15 protein-coding genes are annotated in these 21,190 nt (G+C 38.7%); 9 read left to right on the forward strand and 6 right to left on the reverse strand.

All coding sequences use genetic code 11. From position 1 onward, the window contains the following. The first annotated feature begins 19 nt into the window (after window positions 1-19). The 5 genes from eno (at window position 20) to ACNKW3_RS05215 (ending at window position 10,633) form a co-directional block, all read left to right on the forward strand. Window positions 20-1,312 (forward strand): phosphopyruvate hydratase, encoded by a 1,293-nt coding sequence (gene eno, locus ACNKW3_RS05195; RefSeq protein WP_427398215.1) that lies wholly within the window; start codon window positions 20-22, stop codon window positions 1,310-1,312. Window positions 1,313-1,588: 276 nt separating this feature from the next. Further along, a complete protein-coding gene (locus ACNKW3_RS05200; protein WP_427398216.1) occupies window positions 1,589-2,218 on the forward strand; it encodes a hypothetical protein in 630 nt (209 codons plus the stop codon). Window positions 2,219-2,253: 35 nt separating this feature from the next. Next, window positions 2,254-3,996, forward strand: coding sequence for an ABC transporter transmembrane domain-containing protein (locus ACNKW3_RS05205; protein WP_427398217.1), 1,743 nt, complete (start codon window positions 2,254-2,256; stop codon window positions 3,994-3,996). Window positions 3,997-4,134: 138 nt separating this feature from the next. Then, complete coding sequence (locus tag ACNKW3_RS05210; RefSeq protein WP_427398218.1) at window positions 4,135-6,693, forward strand: zinc-dependent metalloprotease; 2,559 nt, start codon at window positions 4,135-4,137, stop codon at window positions 6,691-6,693. A gap of 259 nt (window positions 6,694-6,952) precedes the next feature. Beyond that, entirely contained in the window at window positions 6,953-10,633 is a 3,681-nt protein-coding gene (locus ACNKW3_RS05215) for an acyltransferase family protein (protein ID WP_427398219.1), read from the forward strand. Window positions 10,634-10,641: 8 nt separating this feature from the next. On the opposite strand, the gene ACNKW3_RS05220 is transcribed toward ACNKW3_RS05215, so the two are convergent. The 6 genes from ACNKW3_RS05220 to ACNKW3_RS05245 form a co-directional block, all read right to left on the reverse strand. Further along, complete coding sequence (locus tag ACNKW3_RS05220; protein WP_427398220.1) at window positions 10,642-11,655, reverse strand: NAD-dependent epimerase; 1,014 nt, start codon at window positions 11,653-11,655, stop codon at window positions 10,642-10,644. Between the two features lie 11 nt (window positions 11,656-11,666). Then, the gene (locus ACNKW3_RS05225; protein WP_427398221.1) at window positions 11,667-12,782 is read right to left on the reverse strand and encodes a nucleotidyltransferase family protein; all 1,116 of its coding nucleotides are present in this window, start codon (window positions 12,780-12,782) and stop codon (window positions 11,667-11,669) included. Further along, entirely contained in the window at window positions 12,779-13,648 is an 870-nt protein-coding gene (locus ACNKW3_RS05230) for an HprK-related kinase A (protein ID WP_427398222.1), read from the reverse strand. Before ACNKW3_RS05230 ends, ACNKW3_RS05225 begins: the two co-directional genes overlap by 4 nt. Window positions 13,649-13,653: 5 nt before the next feature. Then, entirely contained in the window at window positions 13,654-13,848 is a 195-nt protein-coding gene (locus tag ACNKW3_RS05235; RefSeq protein ID WP_427398223.1) for a hypothetical protein, read from the reverse strand. 36 nt (window positions 13,849-13,884) lie between these two features. Continuing rightward, window positions 13,885-14,658, reverse strand: coding sequence for a hypothetical protein (locus ACNKW3_RS05240; RefSeq protein ID WP_427398224.1), 774 nt, complete (start codon window positions 14,656-14,658; stop codon window positions 13,885-13,887). 167 nt (window positions 14,659-14,825) lie between these two features. Next, window positions 14,826-15,641 carry a S1 family peptidase gene (locus ACNKW3_RS05245; protein ID WP_427398225.1) on the reverse strand — a complete coding sequence of 272 codons (816 nt, stop codon included), beginning with the start codon at window positions 15,639-15,641 and terminating at the stop codon, window positions 14,826-14,828. Window positions 15,642-15,680: 39 nt separating this feature from the next. Between ACNKW3_RS05245 and ACNKW3_RS05250 the strand changes: the two genes are divergently transcribed. The 4 genes from ACNKW3_RS05250 to ACNKW3_RS05265 all read left to right on the forward strand — a co-directional run bounded on the left by ACNKW3_RS05250 (window position 15,681) and on the right by ACNKW3_RS05265 (window position 21,181). Next, window positions 15,681-16,445, forward strand: coding sequence for a YdcF family protein (locus ACNKW3_RS05250; RefSeq protein ID WP_427398226.1), 765 nt, complete (start codon window positions 15,681-15,683; stop codon window positions 16,443-16,445). Between the two features lie 116 nt (window positions 16,446-16,561). Beyond that, on the forward strand, window positions 16,562-17,641 hold the full coding sequence (locus ACNKW3_RS05255) for a GNAT family N-acetyltransferase (protein WP_427398227.1): 1,080 nt from the start codon (window positions 16,562-16,564) through the stop codon (window positions 17,639-17,641). A gap of 4 nt (window positions 17,642-17,645) precedes the next feature. Continuing rightward, window positions 17,646-20,240, forward strand: coding sequence for a hypothetical protein (locus ACNKW3_RS05260; RefSeq protein ID WP_427398228.1), 2,595 nt, complete (start codon window positions 17,646-17,648; stop codon window positions 20,238-20,240). Then, entirely contained in the window at window positions 20,240-21,181 is a 942-nt protein-coding gene (locus ACNKW3_RS05265) for a glycosyltransferase (RefSeq protein WP_427398229.1), read from the forward strand. Before ACNKW3_RS05260 ends, ACNKW3_RS05265 begins: the two co-directional genes overlap by 1 nt. The last annotated feature ends 9 nt before the right edge of the window (window positions 21,182-21,190 follow it).

Consider the following 21,190-nt stretch of genomic DNA (forward strand, 5'->3'; position numbering starts at 1 on the left):
TAAACAAGAGGACTTATTAATGGCTAAGATTCGCCAAGTTGTAGGAAGAGAAATTCTAGATTCACGTGGTAACCCAACAGTAGAAGCTGATGTTTACTTAGAATGTGGCGCTATGGGAAGAGCGGCAGCTCCCTCTGGTGCTTCAACCGGGTCACGCGAAGCATTAGAGTTAAGAGACGGAGATAAAAGTCGCTATCTTGGTAAAGGTGTTCTTAAAGCGGTTGCTGCAATTAATGATAAAATTGCCAGCGCAATTGAAGGTAAGGACGCAAACGAACAAGCTGAAATCGACCAAATCATGATCGATTTAGACGGCACAGAAAATAAAGAAGTATTAGGTGCAAACGCAATATTGGCAGTTTCATTAGCAGTCGCTAAAGCCCAAGCTATTAGCGCTGGAAAACCCCTGTATGCGCATATTGCTGACTTAAACGGCACTTCAGGTCAATATTCCATGCCTGTACCTATGATGAACATTATCAACGGTGGCGAACACGCGGATAATAATGTCGATATCCAAGAATTTATGGTACAGCCAGTAGGCGCGAAAAACTTCCATGAAGCCTTAAGAATGGGTGCAGAAATATTCCATTCGTTGAAAAAAGTATTATCTGCAAAAGGCTTAAATACAGCAGTAGGTGACGAAGGTGGTTTTGCACCTAACCTCAGTTCAAATGCAGAAGCACTTGCGGTAATCGTTGAAGCTGTTGAAAACGCCGGTTACAAAATGAATGATGACGTAACCCTAGCGCTGGATTGTGCATCTTCTGAGTTCTATAAAGACGGTCAATACGTATTAAGCGGCGAAGACAAATCTTTCGACTCAAACGGCTTCAGTGATTATCTTGCAGAACTAACCAATCAATATCCTATTGTTTCAATTGAAGATGGTTTAGACGAAAGCGATTGGGATGGTTGGGCATATCTGACTGAAAAACTAGGTAACAAAATCCAATTAGTGGGCGATGATTTATTCGTGACTAATACCAAGATTTTGAAGCGTGGTATCGATAACGGTGTAGGTAATTCGATTTTGATCAAATTCAACCAAATCGGATCTCTTACTGAAACCTTAAATGCTATTAAGATGGCGAAAGACGCTGGTTTTACTGCTGTTATTTCACATCGCAGTGGTGAAACAGAAGATGCAACCATTGCTGATTTAGCCGTTGGAACAGCTGCAGGTCAAATCAAAACAGGCTCTCTATGTCGTTCTGACCGTGTAGCCAAGTACAATCAATTATTAAGAATTGAAGGCGAGCTAGGCGAAAAAGCACCATACAAAGGCCGTTCTGAAATAAAAGGTCAGTAATAACAATAACGCAACAGTGGCGCCGTAGTTTAATAATGGAGCCGTAGTTCATAAATAATGGAGCCGTAGTTCATTATCACCCACCAACCAGATGTAAGTTATTTATACTAGGTTTAAGGTGATAATGAACTACGGCTCCATTATTTATGAACTACGGCTCCATTTTTTCTGCTCCATTATTTATGAACTACGGCTCCATTTTTCTGTGCCATTATTATCAGTGCGATTTTTTTGTGATATGATTTCCGCCGAATAAAAATAACTACTATCTAACCTGTGTCTCCTGAATTACTTGAACAAACCAGTATTTTCAATCTAACGGCTAAATATCCTAATTTTGCCGAATTGAGTAATGCCTTGTATGAAAGAGAACTGATCCGTCTCGCCAACAGTAATATTTCAGACCCCCGTTTATTGAAACGTAAGCTCAAAGGATTAACCTTCCACATAAAAAACGCAGCTATGCATCTATTGGACGGTAACTCCCCTATGGATGTCGATGTTCACAACGGCACATGGCAGGCGAAGCAAGCAGGAAAATGCCCTATTGCCACTCAGGACACAGATAAAGTCTTGCGTTGGTTTTCTGAACATGCGCGCTACGGCCAAGTGGTTGCAGTTTATGTAGAGCATCTCGGTGAAGAACATATTGAATTAGACAGTATTGATAGAATCGCGTCTGATCGCATTCATTTAAATCAATTTGGCTGGTTTTCCAAAACCGGTGAATACTTCGACATTATTCCTAAGCAAACCAAATACAAGTTGCTCAAACCTGGTAAACCTGTAATGGTGGCAGCTTGTGGAGGCCACCGCTGGACCCCAAAAGGTAAAGCAATTCCCAGAGCCTTGTCCTTAAGGGAATTATTACTTTCCACAGACATTGACTGGAAAACATTTAAATGAGCATTCAACTTTCATCACAAGCCAAGGATTAAGCGTTGAGTGAACCACAAAAAGACGTATCTGTTGTACGCTGGTTAGCCGGTTTTCTTTCACCTTACAAACGACAAGTTCTATTTGCAGTGATTGCCTTGGGAATCAGTGCTTCAACCTGGTTGGTATTAGGTCAAGGCATCAAATATGTGGTCGACAATGGTTTCGCAAATAATGACTTAAATGTTATTAATCAAGCATTTATTGCGGTGTTGGTCATTGTCATCATAGGGAGCTTCGCCACTTTCGTACGTTTTTATTACATGGTTTGGTTAGGTGAAAGAGTATCTGCTGACATTCGCAAATCTTTGTTTAATCATCTAATCACCTTGTCTCCCAGTTTTTACGAACAAGAAAGGACTGGAGAAATTATATCTCGCTTTACCAGTGACACCACCTTACTGCAATCTGTCGTTGGAACTGGCATCTCTATGGCCTTGCGATCGGCTGTAACCTTTATTGGCGCTCTGGTATTAATGTTATTTACTAGCCCAATGCTTACCTTGTATGTGTTCCTAGCAATTCCGCTAATTTTAATTCCGGTTAAAATTATTGGACCTAAAGTAAGAGAATTTAGTAAAGACAGCCAAGATAAAGTGGCTGAAATGGGCAGTTTGGTAGACGAAAATTTACATGAAATAAAAACTGTGCAAGCGTTTAACGCTCAATCACAAGCTAAAACCAGATTTGCAGATCAAGTTAATTTAGTTATGCAAAGTGCCAGTGGTCGAATTAAGTACCGAGCATTGCTTATCACCACAGTTATGATAGTCAGTATGTGCGCTATCGTATTTGTCGCTTGGATAGGTATGCGAGCCGTTTTGGCTGACGAAATATCCAGCGGTCAATTAATCGCCTTTATGTTTTATGCTGTTATGGCAGGCGGCGGAATAGCCACCATCAGTGAAGTCATTGGAGAAATACAAAAAGCAGCAGGAGCAAGCGAAAGAATTATTCAGCTTTTATCTCAAGAATCACATATTAAAAGTTCTGGGAACAAAACACTAGAAAGCATATCTGACCCCATATTAGCGCTGGAAAATATTAGTTTTGCCTACGAAGAAGAAAACGTTATTCGTCAATTAAGCTGTGAAATTAATTATGGGCAAAAGGTCGCTTTTGTAGGACCAAGTGGCGCCGGTAAATCAACCCTATTTGATTTAATCTTAAGGTTTTATGATATTAGCCAAGGACAAATAAAACTAAATGGGAAACCTCATTCTGATTATAGCCTGCACGATCTTAGAAGCCAATTTGCCTTTGTATCACAAGACCCCGTAATTTTTGCTGGAAGTGTCGCCGAAAATATAAGCTTTGGTGATCCAACCTTAGATCGAGAAGATATTATCAACGCAGCTAAGCTTGCTTTTGCAGATGATTTTATTCAAGAATTACCCCTTCAATACGATAGCCAATTGGGTGAACGAGGGGTTAAGCTCTCAGGCGGCCAAAAACAACGAATAGCAATCGCCAGAGCCATAGCCGCCAACCGCCCAATTTTACTTCTGGATGAAGCCACAAGCGCCCTCGACGCTAAAAGTGAAAAAGTTATCAAACAGGCCCTAGACTCATTAATGAAGGAAAAAACCACCTTAATTATTGCACATAGACTGTCGACCGTAGCCAATGCTGATAAAATTTATGTAATGGACAAAGGCAAAATAATTGCTTCTGGTGTACATAAAGATTTATATCAAACTAACCCCGAATACAAAGAATTCGTAGATCTCCAAATGGTCGTAGAATAAAGCCGTAACATTCTGAAACATTTTCTCTGAAACTTAAGATGCAAACTTTTTTTTGATAGTAGTAGTATGGATATTGACAGAATATTCCGTAGTAACAATGTAATCCATTTTACGCTAATAAAATAAAAGGAAGCATCCATGAAAAACAGCTTAAGCAAGTTGTTGCTTGCAGCTACTTTGGTCAGTTTTCAGGCCAGTGTCTGGGCAGAAGAAGAAGCAAAAAAAGAAGAAGAGGATAAAGACCCCACTTTATCTGAAATTTTGGAGAAACAAGAAGCCTTTGAAGGCTTTCTCGACATCTACCGCGATAACAAAGATGGCGCTGGGCTTATAGTGATTGAAGAATCAGATTTAAATAAGCCATTTCTTTATATTGCCAGTGCTACAGACGGTGTAGTCGCCGCAGGTACTTTCAGAGGTCAATACCGTGAAACTAAACTGATTGAGTTTAGACGCCGTTTTAACAGAATTGATGTGGTTTCTACTACTCCAAGATTTTACTTTGATCCAGAAAGTGCAATTAGCCGCGCCGCCGATGCTAATACCAGTGAAGCGATTCTAGTTTCCACCGAAATCAAACATGATGAAGAAGGTAAAATAGCCTTTTCATTGCAAAGCTTAGTAAAAAACGAAGACTTGCATAGAGTATCTCCGATGCCTTCAGGCAATCCTGAAATTGATAAAAATCGTTTTGATCCAGGCAAATTCTCAGCCGACAAGTCACGTATTACTGACATCAACAATTTCCCTGAAAATACGCACATAGTTGTAGATTACGTTTATGAAAACTCTACTCCAAAAGTGTTTGGGGGCAGTGAAATTGCGGACCAACGTTATACTACCCTTAGCATTCAGCATGCTTTTGTGAAAGTACCAGAAAATAACTTCCAGGCCCGTAAGGACGATCCTCGTGTTGGTTATTTCACTCAACAATTTGATGACCTTACAACCGACCAAACCGTAAATTTCCGTGATGTTATTAATCGCTGGCACCTAGAAAAGAAAGATCCAAATGCAGCCATTTCTGATCCAGTTGAACCTATTGTTTGGTGGATTGAAAACACCACGCCAGTGGAATGGCGAGACACAATTACCGAAGCTGCTTTAGCTTGGAACTCATCTTTTGAAAAAGCAGGATTTAGTAACGCAATTCAGGTAAAAGTGCAGCCTGACGACGCTGATTGGTCTGCTGATGATGTTCGATACAATGTTCTACGCTGGACGTCTTCACCACAACCTCCGTTTGGTGGTTATGGACCAAGTGTTGCTCACCCACTCACGGGACAAATTCTCGCAGCAGATGTAATGCTCGAATACACATTCTTACAAGGCCGTTGGATAGCGGGTGAAATGTTTACCGATGGCGCTAACCCGCTCGGAAAACACCTTCCTCAGTCAGGTTTGACTGCTGAGCAAGTAAATTATTGTTCCCTTGGTCATGAGCTACAAATGGGCCAATTGTTTGGTAATTATGCTGGTCTGTCACAAGGTATAGGCGATATTGAAAAAGATCGTTTGTTACGTCAATCCATGCATTATTTAATTCTACATGAAATAGGCCACACACTCGGTTTGAATCATAATATGATGGCTACCCAACTGCATGGCCCTAAAGAAGCCCATGATATAGAGGTAACTAATGGTATTTTGGCTGGTTCAGTAATGGATTACCCTGCGGTTAACTATGCGCCTGTAGGCATGGAGCAAGGTGATTTTTACACTGAAAAACCAGGACCTTATGATGATTGGGTAATTGAATATGGTTATTCAGTGGCTTTAGAAGACCCTGAAGCTGAAGAGGCACGTCTAAATGCAATTTTATCCCGTTCTGCTGAACCTGAATTAGCCTTTGGTAACGATGCAGACGACATGAGAGCCCCTGGACGTCATGTAGATCCAAGAATCAATATTTTTGATATGTCCAGTGATGCTATCGAGTATGCAAGCGATAGGATAGAACTGGTTGAAGACGTAGCAGGCAAGTTAAAAGATAAATTATTGGTAGATGGTCGCTCACACAATGATTTGGTGGTAGGGACCAATGTAATTTTCAATGAATTTGCCCGTCAAGCTAGCGTTGTAAGTCGCTATATAGGTGGCGTTTATTTAAATCGTGCTTTTGTTGGTCAAGAAGGTTATACACAGCCTTTAACACCTGTACCAAAGAAAGATCAGAAACGCGCTATGCAATTACTAAGCAAACAGTTATTTGCCCCGGATGCAGTTGAGGAGATGGAAAACCTTTACGCTTATTTACAACGCCAACGTCGTGGCTTTAGTGGTTGGGGACGTGATGAATCTCCGCGTGTGCATGATATGTTGTTAAATGTTCAACGCTCAGTGCTTGATCACTTAATGCATCCAAATGTTGCAAAACGCATTACCGATACAGCCACTTTCGGCAACGAATATCCTTTAAATGAAGTGATGCAGGATTTAACCAATGGCATTTTCAGCTCAGATATTAAAGGTAGCGTTAATAGCTATCGTCAAAATCTGCAAGTGGAATATGTGGAACGCTTAATTGCAGCTGCTGGTTTAGAAAAAGCAAGTAGCTATGACAATATAATGCAAGCTGTTGCCACTCATGAATTAAAGCGTATTAAAGATATGGCGGACAATAGTCGAGGTGACAACGCCTCTGAAATCCACAAAGCATTTATTGTGGATAAGATAGATCGCGCTTTTGAAGCCTAAACAGCCACACTAGCAACCTAATCAAAGGAAACCCTCGGGTTTCCTTTTTTATTTCGAGCCTGTTTACGCATTTTCTAATCAGCCAGTACTTGCATTCAAAGTCAAATACAGTGAGTATTAGACTATATTCTCGAGGGAAATAGGATGTACCTAGTTTAGCAGGGGATATTAAATAAGATGTAGGTCTGAAGCTTTCGTTCTAAATAGCTCAAAACCTAGTTTTCGTCGAAATTTAATAGCTGCTCGGTTTTAGAATACTATGAAGAAGATTTTTTATTTAGTTTGTTTTCTGATTGCATATGGTTCGTTGTATCCGTTTACTTTTGAGTTAAGTAATTTCTCCCAAGAACGGCTTAGCCTTTTACTCAATTTCTCAATATTTCGCACTAATTTCTCAGATATTATTGCCAACATAGTGCTTTTTGTTCCATTCGGGTTTCTGTTTTGTAGTAGCTACCCTAGGTTTAATAAATTCCCGCACTTTCTAATTCCAACTGTACTTTGCTTCATATTTGCTTATGTCATTCAAATATTTCAACTATGGTTTATTGATAGAGCACCTTGGGGCGGCGATGCCATTTGGAATTTAGTGGGGTTTGCTTTTGGTGCTTGTGTATATGCAATTAGCAGCTTTTCTAACACTCGTTTACTAGAAGGTAATCAAGTCAACAATAAATTAGCACTGGTATTTGCCATAGCTATAATTCTACTTCAACTTTCTCCTTTTGCACCTACTGTCGATTTCCAAGTTTTAAAAGATAACATTAAGCAGCTAATCGCAAATCCTGACGTTGATTTTTATTGGGTATTTGAGAACTTTGTGCTTTGGACCTTTGTCTTTTTCTGCCTTTCCATTGCGACTAAAAAACACAATATTTACAGTAAATTTATTGTCTTAACCTGCATAGTTCTTGGACTTAAATTCATTATCATTTCCAGCGATATCAATTTATCTAAAATGGTGGGGGCGCTGTTAGCGCTCTCTTTGTGGCCAATTTTAAAACAGAAAGTTGGCTTTAAAACCCTGTCAGTCCTGATGTTCTTGGTAATTTTAGGCAATGGTCTTTACCCTTTCACATTTAGAGAGACTCAATCAGCCTTTAATTGGATTCCCTTTACAGGCGCCATGGGCGGCAATATTTTACTTAATATTTTAGCGGTAAGTAAAAAGCTCCTGTTCATGACGTTATTCATCTGGAGCTTATATAAAGCCACTAACAAACTAATGGTGGCTAGCATTTTTACCTCAGTTTTTATTTTTTTACTCGAGTATACCCAGACCTTTTTTATCTATTCAGTGCCCGAATCTACCGATGCCCTGCTTGCCTTATTTGCAGGGTTTATTTTGCATCAAGTAAATCTACACAAGCCTCACCAGCAGAGCTCAGCAGAACAAATAGAAGAAGTTAAAGCTCACTCCATTCAGTCAGAAAAAGTGCTAAGCAAGTCTTCCATTGGCTACATAGCCTCTCTAGACGGTTTACGAGCAATAGCTGCCGTCTCTGTTTTTATCGTACATTTTCAGCAATTTACTAAGGTATCTGGCAGTGCTGGCATGTTTGATTTTGAACGTTTAATGATAAACGGAAACACAGGCGTTGCTTTGTTTTTTATTCTCAGTGGTTTTCTATTATCGATGCCCTTTTGGGGCAAGGCTGAATCAAACCAGTTGCCCAACATTAAAGAGTATTTTGCCAATCGAGCACTTAGAATAATTCCTATTTATTACATCTGCCTATTTGCTTTGTTAGCCTTAAAGGGCTTTTCCGGAGCAGATGCAAATTTCAACAATATTATCTCTCATTTGTTCTTTCTGCATAATCTTAAAGATTATCAAGTTATGAGTTTAAACCCTCCATTTTGGACGCTAGCAGTTGAATTCCAGTTTTACCTGCTTTTACCTTTATTTTTCTTAGCCATAAAGCCTCTATCGACCATTTTTAAACAAACCAGCATCTTTTTATTAGCTATCGGCTTATTCTTGCTTCATATTTGGCTGATGCATAAGCTGGAATCTTACACTGACTGGCCAATTACTTTTTCTTTAATTTGGCCATTTGGATTTGAAAGTCATGCTAATTTTTCAGGTGCATTAAAATATTCAACCCTTGCTCACCTGCCCCACTTTTTATTAGGTGTTTTTACTGCAAGCATATTTCTTAAAGTTAAAAATGTATCTTCAACTATCTTATTTGATTTACTTTTTTGGAGTGCCTTAATTGCATCTTTCATCATTTTAGCAACACCTCTTGATGATAGTCTGCAAGTGACATATGGAAGATATAACTTTCCTTATATTCCTCTACTCTTAGCAACTGTACTTTTGTCTGCACCATTGAGTAAAACGGCGAAATTCCTACTAGAATCGTCCATGATAAAGTTTATCGGTGTGGTTTCGTACGGTATTTATATTTTTCATTACCCGATTCAAAAAGCAGGTTTCCTAGCCTTTAACATGTTAAATATATCGTTAAGTGATTATGCCGTAGTTTATGGTCTGGCAACTTTTGTTTTGACATTGTTTGTTGCAGGAATATCTTATTATTTTATAGAACGCCCAATAATGCGAAAATATAAATCAACGCGCATCAGGGAAAAAGTGCCTCCCAAGGCCGAAAATGCAGTCAAGCTTACTAGTACAAAGAAGAAAGGTAGCAATATGTTAGTGTTTAGTTCCAAGAAGTACGCTATTTATTCCATATGTTTATGCTGCTTAATCGCGGTCGCTCTTTTTTATTTTAGTAGGGAACCAGAAACAAAGATTCAAATAGATCAACCCTCATGGGCGGGCAATAAAACGAATGAGATAATATTCGATCACCATGCCCACACCACTTATTCTGATGGAAGTCTTAGTGTAGATGCATTAGTTGAACAGGGATATTTGAAAGGCTGTGACGCAATGAGCATCACTGACCACGGCGGCAATAAAAGCATTATGTCTCTGGATAAATTTGCTCAGATCAGAGATTTAAGAGAACAATATAAAGGCATGCTCATTTTCAATGGCGTTGAAGTTGGTATGCCGTCATACTTTGGTAGAGAACACGTTAATATACTTGTTACACCGGCCTCTGAGGAAAGAGTGCTTTCTAAAGTAATGGCAAACTTATTGTCACAAAACGATCTATCAAAACAAGATTGGGATGTATCTGTACTTGAAGCCGTAAATTTGGAAAAGGGAGAAGCAGTAGCTATTTATAATCACCCAACACGCAAAGATGAATCTTTAGATGAAAATATGAGTGATTTAAGTATCTGGAATAAAAATGGAAGGCTAATTTCCTCTATTTCTGGAGCGCCTGGACATCAAAATAGAGATGATATCGGAAGCTATTTTGGTGTTTTTAAAACCAAAGATCGCTGGGATCCTGGAGTAGAAGAAGTTGGCGGTTTTTGGGACAAATTATTAGAAAAAGGACAACGAATTTGGGGGGCTATTGCGTCCTCTGATTTTCATGATTTCAATATGGATTATGCCCCTTGTGAATTCTCACGAATTCATATCAGAGCGCCTGAATTTAATTATAAAGGGATAATAACCGCTTTGGACAAAGGCACCTTTTGGGCAGATCATGGTAAGCTATTAAAAACTTATGATTTTTCTATCACCGCCTCCAACTCAAACGAACAAATCTTCCCCGGTGGAACCATTAAAATAAAGGGAGAAAGTGAATTACTTTCAGTCAACTTATCCTTTGTACGAAATGAGCAATACAAAGACGATTTTATGCGCGCCGATATTATTACTAATTGTGGCCCATCAGGTGTTGCATTATCATCTGACTACGTGCCACCTGAAAAATCCAGATCTCTGCTATTCTTACCTGTTAATAAAAAAGTGCAACAATGTTACGTAAGAACCAGATTAGTCAGAGAAACACCGGAAGAACATGACTTAAGCGCCTATTCAAACCCGATTTTTATCGAGTTTGAATAGATTTTTTATTAGCCGTAATAGTCGACATACCAATCGACAAAGGCTTTGATACCTGTGTCTAAATCGGTGGAAGGGCGATAACCTACATCATGTACCAAGGCTTCCACATCAGCGTAAGTTGCTTCAACGTCACCAGGCTGCATTGGAAGCATATTCTTAATAGCTTGTTTGCCCAAGGCTTTTTCAATAGATTCAATAAAAGTAAGTAAATGAACCGGCGTTTGCGCACCTATATTGTAAACTCGCCATGGTGCCTTGCTTGAACTAGATTGAGGCTGTAACCCGTCCCATTCAGGATTGCCTTGTGCAACATGTAAAGTCGATTGCACAACCCCCTCAACAATATCGTCAATATAAGTAAAGTCTCGCCTATGATTACCATAATTATAAACGTCAATGGGCTTATCTTGAGAAATTGCTTTAGTGAATTTAAATGGTGCCATGTCAGGTCTGCCCCACGGACCGTAAACGGTAAAAAATCTTAATCCTGTGGTCGGCAATTGATACAAATGCGAATATGTGTGAGCCATTAGCTCATTTGATTTTTTACTCGCTGCATACAAAGACAATGGATGATCCACATTGTCTTCCACTGAAAAAGGCATTTTTTCATTTGCGCCATACACCGAACTACTTGATGCATAACATAAATGAGTAACCTTATGATGTCGGCATCCCTCTAAAATATTCATAAACCCAACAATATTCGATTCAATATAAGCATGTGGATTTTCTATTGAATAACGAACTCCAGCTTGAGCGGCTAAATGAATAACATGGGTAAACTGATGTTCGGCAAAAAGTGCTTCCATCGCAGCTCTGTCTGCAATGTTCATTTCTATAAAACTGAAGTTAGATGCATTTGAATGGGAGTTGACCCATTTTAGTCTATCCAGTTTTAGCGAAACTTCATAATAGTCATTGTTATTATCAATTCCTACTACCTGATAATTATCAGATAAAAGCCTTCGGACTGTGCTAGCGCCAATAAATCCAGACGCACCTGTTACTAAAAATTTCATGTAAAATTCCCTTATTTTAGTCCTTGTGACTTTGAATCTTCTGGTGTAAAAAAGTGTTCACCCATAATTTTCGTCACTATGCCCCTAAAAGACTTCATTGAAATATGGTAAATCAATAGTCCTATGGGCATTTTAATAAAATGCCCTCTCAACATAGCGAAAAAGTGCGCTGTCGCGTGTTTGCTATGTTGTATTAGAGGGTGAGTTGGTACGAAAATTCGTGAAAAAATACTGATATCTAACCACACTCTAAATTTGCTTTTTTCCCCAAGCGCATGGGTTATTAAAACATCTGAGCAATTAAAACCTAACGTATGATTAATAAAATATAATGCTAAGCCAGTTTCATATAAAAAGCCAACATCTTTAGCCACTTCAAGAACATCCTCTATAAAGCTTTGTTCTTGTGACACCAGCATAAAATATAAATCAAACAGATCGCGAAGAGCTGTTTTGTACTCTTCATTTCTGAATAAATGCACCGCACTGTGAACAAACTGCATCTCAGGGTTTAATACCTGAATACCGTCCGCTCGAGTTTGAATGTAAGGAACTAATTTTGCGACCTTTGGGCTGTCTTTGGATACCACTGGGATAATATTATGATGAACATCTATACTAGTACCACGTGTGATGTGCTGCATTGGTGGTATTTCGTGGGCCCACTTTCGATAATACATGTCATCATAGTCACTAATCTCAGTGTAAGCCCACCCATCCAAAACTAACGCTTGCTCACATTGTTTTATGTTTTTTTCTTCGACCAGTACATCAATATCAGAATATATTCGTCCTTTTGATAATGGGAGCTTGGCCAAGCTATAAGCTGCACCTTTTAAGAAAACGACAAATTCAGAGGTTTCAGATAAAATATCTTTGATTCGCAAAGCTTCAACGGTGACTTGTTCATTTTGCCGAGAAACCACGACTAATGCATTTAACAAATGCCGTTTTGTTTGTTCTGGTAAATCTTCAAATACTTGCTGTTCTTGCGCCAAAACAGCAAAGGTCGCTAGCAATTTTTGCTGTCTTAATACTATCACTAAGTCACTCAACTGCTTTTGCGATAAACTAGTTACAATTGAAGGCCTTAATATACAATCTTTAATCAATTCCGGCGCTATCATGTGTTTGTTATCCTCTCAGACAAAAAACGCTCTACTTCTTCAACATTGTTGTAGTGGATTTCATAAAGAAAGGCATTTTCGATTAAAGCAGTAGCTGTATCAAACCCAAGAGTGCCAAGTAAATTGAAATTAAATGCATTGTTAGCGAACTGCATAAAAGCGTTCGCTTTATCTAATTCATAAATATCCAAAAACAGGCTTTTGTCATAATTAGGAAACACAACACCAACAACTCTGGCTTGCTCTCGAGCGCATGCTAGAGAATTGTCTGAAGGCGCCATATGTGCAACATCACCTTTGTGAGTTGCAAAAGCTGTATCAGAATACGCCAGGTCGGGAAACCATTGCTTACATAGATTGATAGACGCGTTCTTCAAGCATATAGCTCTTACAAAAGGTGTTACATTAAGCTCGTATGGTGTAATAAGCGCCATTTCATCAGACAGTAGTCGCCAACCGTGGTTTGCCAAATAAGCAGTTAGGGTACTTTTACCTGAACCAGGAGGCGCGGGAAACAAAATGGCCTTACCGTCTTTTGCCAAAACAGCAGAGTGAATTATGACATGCTGAAATTCATGTAAAGCCACCGTCCAATTCATTCCCCATTCTAACATTGCAAAGGCTTGATTGGCTGGCAAGGGTTTGAACGGTTCTCTGTCATCACATTTAAAGGTAACTTGTGATTTTGTTAATCGTCGAATACCACCAGTGTAAGTAAGAGATAAATGATAATCGACAGAAGCACGAAAATCTTTTTCTGTTAGAAAGTGGCTCTTATAAATACGTTTTGCATTTTCAACCACCATGGGAACATTGGTAGAAATTTGAAAAACAAAGGGGGACGTATTGAGTTGGAACTCCTGCATTTTACTTATAGGTCATCTTTTGCTTTGGTGAGTATACCTTTGTCGATCAAGGTTTCTATATGTTGCATTTGATCATCATCGGCAAGCCTAGTGCCATCTAAAATAGCCATAAATGCGTCAGTGTCAATAAAAGAAGTGGTAATATCCATGTTCACAGTGTTAAAAAATGTGACACCTGAATTATCAGAAAAGGGATGCATTAGCATCCCTTGTTTTAATTTAAGCTTCACTTACTACTAGACGTTGTGATAGTTGCTAGGATTAAAGTGCAAGGTTTCCAATTGCGCTTTCAATCTGGAACTCCGTCTGTCATGCATATCTTTAGCAAAAGCTTTTGGATTTACATAGGCCAGTTGTCTACCGTTTTCGTAACCACAGATCGGGAAAACGATACCATGAGTATTATGATAACAAGCATTCAAAAATGCGCTGGCAATGTATTTGTTCATGTTATCGTGGCCAGTAAAATCTTTTACGATATCAGAAACTAACCTAGATGCATTGTAACTGTTGGTGAATACCGCTTTAACATTATAAAGGCTTAAAGAAGAGCCAATCAAATAAAAATTGCTTCTATCTAGTCCGCGCCAATAGCCATTCTTTTTGTACTTTATTACTACACCAGGGACATAAGAAAGGTCATGTACTATTGAATGCACATCACCCAATACATGACGAATTTTAATATGTTTTTTCGCGTCATTAGGCACTTTATAATTACACCAATCTATATTGGCATATCCACCCGTGCAATCAAAATATTTGTGATCAAGTTCAGGCTTATTCATACCTAGCCAATGATCAGGGTGTTTGAGGTGATAATCAGCTGTACTAGTGTTGGCTGAAGCGTTATTAGAAGCAACGACAGAGCCATTTAAACCACTGGTGGCCCAAACTGATTTAGCAGGTAAACTTGCAATGGCTACACCCACACCTGCTTTTTTCAGGAATCGACGACGACCTTCTGCTGACTGGTTTTGATTGTCAGAGCTTACATTTTTATTTTCCATTTTTACCTACCAATTTAATTACCCACTTTGGCTGAAACAACATACGAGATCAATCCATCGGAATATTCTTCCATTAACAATGCAATTTCTGATCCAATACGCTAAAACCTTGTATTTTATGGGTTTTCTTAGATACAAAATTTACGAGTGACAAATTTATTGACACATTATAAGCGTAAACCGTTATCAAGTGCTAGTTTCCTTAAATGCCTCACGGGAATAGCATAACTTATACCCGAAGGATTCGAAAGTGCGGCTTCTTTTCCACCGCTAACAAAGACTTTATTTATGATGCCAATGACCGTATTGGTATCGACATTAAAAACCGGACTTCCACTATTGCCTGGATATGCAGTCGCGTCTAACTGATAGATCATAAAGGGCTGTTTGAGACGCTTGAGCATCTTCAATGTAAGTTCATTAGCATTTCTAGCCGGATTCACATCAGGAGCAATTGCCGCAATCATGCCTCTGTGACTTGCTGGATAAAGCCCTAGAACGGCGCCTATTGGAAATCCTGTAAAATAAACATCAGTCCCGGCATCCAATAAGTCGTTATTATTTAGTTCCAGACTGGGTAACTTTGAATTATCAGTAATTTTCAAGATAGCGAGATCATGCACAGGATCGATGCCTAGAATTTCAAGCGGGTGAACGCCAATAATTTGCCCACTGCCACTCATGGCGACATATCGCTGTACAATTTGCGTCTCCAGCTCTTTGGAAACAACGTGATAGTTAGTGACGACATATTTACCGTTTCCAACGACGAAGCCAGTTCCGAGCAATACCGGCTTATCACTTTCAATTGGCGTCGATAGCCCTATGGCGACCACTGATGATGAGGTTTGTTTTACTTTTTCAACTAAAGATGCCGTTGCATCTGTTTGAAAAAAAAGACATACAAAGAGCAATATTGCTGTGTTGAAGCCTTTATTGAATGTTTGGGATAAATAGTGAAGAATCAGGTTATATGTTCCCATTTTCATTTTCTCATGTTTAAAAGTCTTATAATTCAATTGATGGATCCTGTAAATCAGGTCTTACTGCTACTTGCTGCGGGTCTAATCATCTATTTAAAAAATAAATTAAATAAGACGCCTGTGGGTAAAAAACCTATCTGGCTTTTTACTATCGCTTTTGTTTGGCTATCACTTTGTTCGCAAACTTGGTTTAGCCATATACTAATGGTTCCTTTGCAAAGATACAGTGAAAATCATCAAGTAACTAACAATCACAATTCTAAACAAGAAATGATATTTGTGCTTGGGGGATACTATGCCAACTACCCAGATTATCCGCAAGCTAGCAACTTTAGTCCGAATTCTTTGCAACGTTTAGTCCATGCTTATTCACTCTTTAAAGCTAAAGGATGCTCCATTGTTGTCACTGGGGGCTATTTTTTAGGTACCACAGATAAAAGCTACGCATACTTTGCCAAACAATTTTTAATTTCTCTTGGGGTCCCTAAAGAAAAAATTATAAGCATTGATGAAGGTACGAACTCACTGGAGGAAATTGTTTCACTAACCACACACATCGACTCATCTATAAAATTGACTGTTATTTCAAACGCTTCCCACATCAAGCGTCTTGACTATTTACTCAAACATAATACAGATTATCAGTATAGCTTTAGCTCAGTTGGACAAACACCATTGGAATTAGGTGATCAAGGTTGGTTTTTAACAGCCTATTATAATCTTGAAAAAAGTGCTGAAGCTCTGTATGAATACGCGGCACTATTGAAAATGTTAATGCAACATATTTTTAAACAAACCGATTAGGTTGTAAGCATGGATAGCGTAAAAATGAAAAATTTTGCTTTTGAAAAGCCAGAAACTGTCGATAACTATCTAATAATTTTAATCTTTTTTATTATGTCTCGGAATCTTCATAAGTCATGAATATCACTGCCTTAACAAGTTACAATGCATCTGAAGTTGCTAACTTGATTAAGACGATACAAGGATCTAGTGACAATATATTCTTGTCTCGATCATGGTTTGAATCTTGGCTTAACTGCATTAGCAATCAGCCTGAGTGCGTTATTTTTAAAGATGCCGATATAGTCAAAGGCATCGCATTTATAGGGAATAAAAAAGGCTTTTGGGGCACAACATATTTTTTAAATCAGCAAGGATTAACTGAAAACGATCAAATGTGGATTGAAAACAACGATATTCTTGCTGAAGAAGACAGTTTAGTAGAATGTAGACAGCACTTTCTTGCTTGGCTATTACAACAGTCGCGTTTTTTTAAACTAACAGTGTCTATGTCAACATCTGATGCTTGGTATAATGAGCAGCTATTTCAATGGTCAAAAATTGAAGAGCCAGTGAATTTTATCGATTTGGCAAAACTTCGTAGTGAAAGTAGCACTCACATTCAAGCGTTAAGTAAGAACACAAGAGCAAGTATACGTCGCGCTTTGAAATACATTGAGCAAAAATTTGGCTCTATCACCCTAATTAGACATAAAGAAAACTGTGCACAGATATTACAAGACAAAGTTGCACCAATGCATATCAAGCAGTGGCAACCAAAAGGGATAGAAAGTGGATTTACGAACCCTATTTTCTGTAAATTCCATCAGTCAATCTGTTCTCAAACTAGTGATCAAATAAAACCTGAAATATTGGAATTTAGATTAGACAATGCTCAATACCCTATTTTGGGGTATCTATATTTTTTGAATTCTACCACTACATGCAACTTTTATCTGTCTGCCATTGATTATTTTGATTCGGATAATAAATTTAATCCAGGACTTGTGATGCATAATTTAGCCGCTGACTATTTTTTATCGCAGGGGTATGACAAGTACGACTTTTTAGGTGGGGAAGCCAGATATAAAACTTCGCTATCTAATGCCAGTTATAAAATGTACTCCGTTGAACTAGTAAAAAATTCCTTGGTGAATAGAATGTTGTATACGGCAAATAAGATTAGACACGCACTCATTGCAAATATAGGGAAATAATAAAGTGTCAGCGAACCAAATCTGCGAGAATTCGTTGTTGATTTTACCTCAAGCATCCTTACAAGAATGCCAACTAGGCATTTGTAGTGTGCCACTTCCTAAGTCCTTTGTAACGCATGTTGAACACATTGAAATTGTTGATGATACAGGAAATGTTTACGAGAATTGCGCGAACGTTTTATCCCGATGGAATGACACCAGCATCCGATGGTTGCATTTGCAGATTTTGAATATTGAACAAACTACAGCGGCAATATATTTACGCAAGTCACCCGTGCGGGATAAAAGCACCCTAACGTTTGATTTAACCGCCACTGAAAATCCTAGTTGTGTAAGCTTACTGCCAACGTCTTCGGATAATGCCTTTGACGCTGCTTTAGAATTAACGCTTAATCAACATACTCAAGTACACTGCGGCGTGAGTTTTTCCCAATCACTTAGCTCTCAAACACTGTCACGCCAACAATTTCTAAGTTACACCAACACTGAAAAACTGTTCGAGATAAAAGAAATCCTAAATGTCGAGCTTGCCACTTCAAATGGTTTAACGGCGAGCCTAGACCTGACCTTCACGTACAATTTATTTATTAAGCAAGCGCAAGTGTCTCTCAGTGTGACAAATAAAAGCCCCCTTGATCACGATGGCGGCCAATGGGATTTAGGCAATAAAAATAGTTTACACATAACTCGCTTTGGCTTTAAATGCATGACGCCGATTGACGAGCTGGTTGTGGTCGATGACATCACAGGACAATCGATTAATACCAATCATGGGTTGAGTATTACGCAATATTCCAGTGGTGGAGAAAATTGGCAAAGTCCAGTTCATAAAACTGCCAATAACAGAGTTGAACTACAACATAAAGGTTCGCTTATTGAAGTTGACAGTAAACGTAGGGAACAAGCAAGAATTTCACCTACCCTTCAATGTAAAGTCAACGGCGATAAAGTCGAAATATCACCATTGAAATTCTGGCAAAAATTTCCCGCTAAAATTGACTTTGAAGATCAATCTTTAAGTATGGAATATGTGTTAAAGGATGCTGAACAGCTGGAAGAATTGCAGCCTGGGGAAAGGAAATCACACAAGCTTGTATTTAACTTAGCAACTCAACCAGCACGTAAGCTTAGATTAGCAACCGACGCAACCTTATTTGAAAACACCAATATTTTGCCTTTTTATGAACTTGGCATGCAACGAGATCCCATCCAAGAAATCGTCGATTTAGGACTCACTTCCCAAAATAACTTTTTTATGAAACGAGAACTGCTAGACGAGTATGGATGGAGGAATTTTGGTGATCTCTATGCTGATCATGAAGCGCACAATTTCAAAGGCCCATTGCCTTTCGTTTCTCACTACAATAACCAATATGACCCTTTGCTAGGTTTTCTAAAACAGTGGATATTGTCAAGCAATTCACAATGGTATGAATTAGCTGAGGATCTTTTTCAGCATATAGTCGACATTGACATATACCATACGTTACTAGACAAACCTGACTATAACCAAGGTCTGTTCTGGCACACTGATCATTATACCCAAGCAGAAACAGCTACCCATAGAACCTATTCTAAACATCAAGCAAAAGATATCTACATTGATCATGCTGGCGGTGGTGGACCTGGTTCTCACCATTGTTACACCTCAGGGTTGGCGTTGTATTATCAACTCACCAAGAACAATGACGCGTTAGAAACCGTGGTTAATTTGACTGAATGGCTAACCAAGGTTTATGAGAGTGATGGCACGCTATTAGGTAAATTTTTACAGCTAAAAAACGCCAATTATTTAAACATCCCGTTTACCCAAAAATTAATTTTTGGCTTTGGTACAGGTGTTGTGAGAAACCCTATTACTAACACTTATCCTCTCGATCGAGGAACCGGTAATTATGTCAATGCTCTGCTAGATGCATTTGAACTGACCAGAAAAAATTCCTATTTAAGCCAAGCAGAATTTGTCATCTTAAATACCATAGGATTTAGACCTGCCCCAACAACAGAAGCTTTTGAAGACATTGAAAATACATGGTATTACACAGTTTTTCTTCAATCAGTTGCCAAATATCTGCACTTCATAGAACATTTTTCGTTAAAAAGAGACGCTTGTTACAGCATTATAGAGAGCTTTTTACGCTACATAGATTATATTGCTGATCACGAGGAACCCTATTTAAATTCAGCGGATAAACTGGAGTTTGCCAACGACACCTGGACTGCACAAGATCTTCGAAAAGAGCAATTATTATGCATAGGTTACTTATACACCTCTAACCCTGAGCGACGAGAAGTTTATAAACAAAAAGCGCAGTACTTTAATAGCTTCATTGCACAGAAATTACAACATAGTGAAGAAAAATCTTACACCCGAATTCTCGCATTATGTATGCAAAATTACGGTGGTCTAAGCCTCATTGAGAAGTATCCTAACGGCAGGCCCTTGGATTGCAAAAAGCATCTAACAACCCATACAGATCTCAATCAAAGCCTTTTCAAAAGAAGTCTCAGATTTCTTCGGGAATACAGCGTATCTAAAGAATTTTCTCATTTGAAAAAACGTATACCTAAATTACAGAAATGGATAGGTAAACCTTAATGGCTACTCAGATAAGTTTCATTATTCCACATATGGGCAGAGAAGAGCTTTTGGATCAGACAATTGCCTCCATTACATCGCTTGATTTTGACTTGACCGCTATTGAAGTGATTGTGGTTACAAAAAACCAGGAAATTTCCTCTAACCTAAAAGCCTTTGAAAAAACGCTGAGTATTCAATTTTTGCATTCAAAAAGTGATAAAACTATTTCGTATCAAAGAAATATGGGGGCTCAAGCCGCAAGTGGAGAAATTTTTTGCTTTTTAGATGCTGATATCGGGCTCTCACCCGATTGGCTCAAGGTAATGTTAAACGAGCTGGACAAAGATAAAAATCGAAAAATTGTCAGCGCTTCTCAAAAAGCCAGTGAGAAACCTTCTCCCCTTGAATTATTAAGAGTTAAGCTCAGTAATGCAGTGCTAGATCAAAATGTCGAGTTTTTACCCGGCCGAAACCTAGTTATGCTCAAGGAAACCTTTTACGAGGTCGAAGGTTTTCCCGAGCATTTAATTACCTGTGAAGATTATTACTTTACCCAAAAAGTCGCGGAGCTCGGCACTTTATATTATTCGTCGGCCACCTGGTATGTTCACCTTGGAGAAGACAAAGAATTTATCCCAATGGCGAAAAAGGAAGTCTGGCGCGGTTTATCTAACTTCAAATCAATAAAAGGTAGACGAATTCCCTTTTCTGAATGGCCAAGTTTTATTGCGCCATTAATTATAACTTTTGGCCTTTTAGGCGCCATCCCATTCTATTTTGCAGACTTAGGTATAATTGCAAATACCTTTGTATTTTCAGCATTGGTTGTCTTTTTGTCTTACTGTGTCAGACTGAGGAGATTAACGGGTGGAAAACCGGGATTTTTAACCATACTCACGTTTTACTCCCTTTATTTCCCTGCTAGGACTTGGGGAACGATCAAAGGAATACTTAATTAATTCTTCGGT

Source organism: Glaciecola sp. 1036, assembly GCF_050306235.1.
GTDB lineage: Bacteria > Pseudomonadota > Gammaproteobacteria > Enterobacterales > Alteromonadaceae > Glaciecola.

Excerpts from the sequence above, each read along its gene's own strand:
- eno (WP_427398215.1), top strand. The coding sequence starts at position 20 with ATGGCTAAGATTCGCCAAGTTGTAGGAAGAGAAATTCTAGATTCACGT.
- ACNKW3_RS05210 (WP_427398218.1), top strand. The coding sequence starts at position 4,135 with ATGAAAAACAGCTTAAGCAAGTTGTTGCTTGCAGCTACTTTGGTCAGT.
- ACNKW3_RS05215 (WP_427398219.1), top strand. The coding sequence starts at position 6,953 with ATGAAGAAGATTTTTTATTTAGTTTGTTTTCTGATTGCATATGGTTCG.
- ACNKW3_RS05220 (WP_427398220.1), bottom strand. The coding sequence starts at position 11,655 with ATGAAATTTTTAGTAACAGGTGCGTCTGGATTTATTGGCGCTAGCACA.
- ACNKW3_RS05225 (WP_427398221.1), bottom strand. The coding sequence starts at position 12,782 with ATGATAGCGCCGGAATTGATTAAAGATTGTATATTAAGGCCTTCAATT.
- ACNKW3_RS05230 (WP_427398222.1), bottom strand. The coding sequence starts at position 13,648 with ATGCAGGAGTTCCAACTCAATACGTCCCCCTTTGTTTTTCAAATTTCT.
- ACNKW3_RS05235 (WP_427398223.1), bottom strand. The coding sequence starts at position 13,848 with ATGCATCCCTTTTCTGATAATTCAGGTGTCACATTTTTTAACACTGTG.
- ACNKW3_RS05240 (WP_427398224.1), bottom strand. The coding sequence starts at position 14,658 with ATGGAAAATAAAAATGTAAGCTCTGACAATCAAAACCAGTCAGCAGAA.
- ACNKW3_RS05245 (WP_427398225.1), bottom strand. The coding sequence starts at position 15,641 with ATGGGAACATATAACCTGATTCTTCACTATTTATCCCAAACATTCAAT.
- ACNKW3_RS05250 (WP_427398226.1), top strand. The coding sequence starts at position 15,681 with ATGGATCCTGTAAATCAGGTCTTACTGCTACTTGCTGCGGGTCTAATC.
- ACNKW3_RS05255 (WP_427398227.1), top strand. The coding sequence starts at position 16,562 with ATGAATATCACTGCCTTAACAAGTTACAATGCATCTGAAGTTGCTAAC.
- ACNKW3_RS05265 (WP_427398229.1), top strand. The coding sequence starts at position 20,240 with ATGGCTACTCAGATAAGTTTCATTATTCCACATATGGGCAGAGAAGAG.